The organism is Acinetobacter sp. YH01018 (genome assembly GCF_013420295.1).
Lineage (GTDB): Bacteria > Pseudomonadota > Gammaproteobacteria > Pseudomonadales > Moraxellaceae > Acinetobacter.
Genome location: NZ_VOYL01000113.1, coordinates 1 through 1,982 on the forward strand (window position 1 = coordinate 1; position 1,982 = coordinate 1,982).

A 1,982-nucleotide genomic window follows, 5' to 3' on the forward strand; every position below is an offset into this window, starting at 1 on the left:
GCTGAGCGTTGTCGTGACTTTATGCAAGTAGTCATGTCGAATATTGGCAATATGATGGTGTAATTTATTGATCTTTAGATTAAGTTTTTTCCAATTTTGACTAAATTTGGTTTTCTTTCTCAACTTGTGTTGAAGTCTAGCCAACTTGACTTGATTGGCTTTAAAACTATTGATTGGTTTAAATACATCACCATTGGATGTTGTAAGTAACTTTTTAACGCCTAAATCAATGCCAATCGCTGATTTTGATGGATGGATTGGTGCTTCTACTGTGCTTTCAACACCAAAAGATATGTACCACTTACCAACATGCTTTGAGATTGTGACATTTTTGATTGTGCCAAGAATATCTTGTGATTTTCTGAATTTCACAACACCAATATCATTAGGTAACTTAACTTGATTACCTTTGACCCAACAATATCTATCAAATTGAACAATACGAATTGAATCATAACCATCAGATTTCTTTTTGAATCGCGGCATAAGCGGTCTAAGTTGAAGCTCAGTATCATCGGTCAACTTAAAGAATCTTGGTTTTTTGGCTTTAAATGGTTTTTGCTTTAATTTGGCTTGTTCTTTTGGGTTGAAAAACCTAGCCCAAGCATCACCAAGATCACGAACTTTTTGTTGAAGTGAAACGCCATTTGAGCTCTGTTCTAAAAAAGCACATTCAGGTTTTTTTCTGAGATCGGGTATTTTCTTAACCAGGTTATCCTTGGTGATGCGTTCATTCTTGGCAAGCATTTCAAATGAAATGGCTAAAACCTGATTCCAAACAAAACGTGCAGAGCCAAGCAACTTGTTTAAAACAAGCTCCTGTTCCAGATTAGGCTAAAGCCTAAATTTGTATGCTTTGTTGATTTTTATCAATGAGTGTGCATGTAGTAATATATGTATAACACTATCACCAAATAAACACCCGATCAATGACAGAAATATATAAAAACCGCAATTCATCCTTTAATTTACACGTACACTTGGTATTTATTACAAAGTACAGGAAGAAAATTTTAGGTGAGTTACACCATAAATATTTTATTGAGTGTGTATATGATATATGTAAAGAATTTGATGCAGAATTAAAAGAGTGTAATGGTGAAGCAGATCATGTTCACATGCTTATTCAATACCCACCGACAGTTCAACTCAGTAAATTTGTGAATAATTTAAAATCTGTAACAAGCAGAAGAATGAGGAATGAATTTTTAGATTTACGTGGTAGCTATGCCAAGCCTGTTTTATGGTCACGATCTTACTTTTCAGGGTCGTGTGGTGGTGCGCCTTTGGATATTATTAAAAAGTACATTCAAAACCAACAAGGTTAAAATCTGTGAATTCACCTCCACTCTGACTGTCGGGTGGAGTCCTCTTTCACTTTAAGATAGATATAGCTAAGTTACGCTAAGCGGGCTTTCCTGAGATAAGATCCCCCGTTTATGTCCTGAACTTATTCACTGATGATTACTATACAAAATTGCTCGGAATTATAAAAAATGTATTTTTTGATTTAAGCAAGAGAGTCAATATTATTGTGTGTTAGATTATGGTAATTTTTGAATGATTTTTAATCTATTCAGTTAACCCCAAAAGATTATATTTTGGGGTACTGCATTGGGATCACAGAGGGAATATGCCTATCAAAAACAAATCTATTTTTATCCTTCTTGTCTTTACTGTAGTGATCATGAATATTTTTATGATCAGCTTATTGGCCTATACCTTGCACACTGCACGTGAGCACGCAGAAGCTGAAGCTCGGACTGGTGTAGAAAATTTAACATCACTGCTTGAAAAAAGCGTGAGCAGTAGTTCACAAGAAATCGATTTGTCTTTGTATACTTTACAAACCTATATAACCCGAATTACGGATAAGAAAACCGCTTGAAAAAAAGATGGTTAGAGCCATTTAGAAAGTTACTACACAAACCAAAGACTCTAACCACCATGTTTGATTTTACAGAAATCTTCTGTGTTATTGA

General features: G+C 34.6%; 3 protein-coding genes. 2 read left to right on the top strand and 1 reads right to left on the bottom strand.

Features of this window, described 5'->3' with window-relative positions; genetic code table 11:
- Positions 1 to 828, bottom strand: an 828-nt coding sequence (locus tag FTT83_RS15840; protein ID WP_257234928.1) for a transposase, incomplete at its 3' end; no start/stop codon positions are given.
- 101 nt (positions 829 to 929) lie between these two features.
- Here FTT83_RS15840 and tnpA point away from each other — a divergent pair.
- Complete coding sequence (tnpA, locus tag FTT83_RS15845) at positions 930 to 1,328, top strand: IS200/IS605 family transposase (protein WP_180044628.1); 399 nt, start codon at positions 930 to 932, stop codon at positions 1,326 to 1,328.
- A 359-nt stretch (positions 1,329 to 1,687) separates the two neighbouring features.
- The gene (locus tag FTT83_RS15850; RefSeq protein WP_180082862.1) at positions 1,688 to 1,888 is read left to right on the top strand and encodes a hypothetical protein; all 201 of its coding nucleotides are present in this window, start codon (positions 1,688 to 1,690) and stop codon (positions 1,886 to 1,888) included.
- Positions 1,889 to 1,982 lie beyond the last annotated feature (94 nt).

Bases quoted from the DNA above. Each gene is read 5' to 3' on its own strand.
- FTT83_RS15850 (WP_180082862.1), top strand. From the start codon at position 1,688: ATGAATATTTTTATGATCAGCTTATTGGCCTATACCTTGCACACTGCA.
- tnpA (WP_180044628.1), top strand. From the start codon at position 930: ATGACAGAAATATATAAAAACCGCAATTCATCCTTTAATTTACACGTA.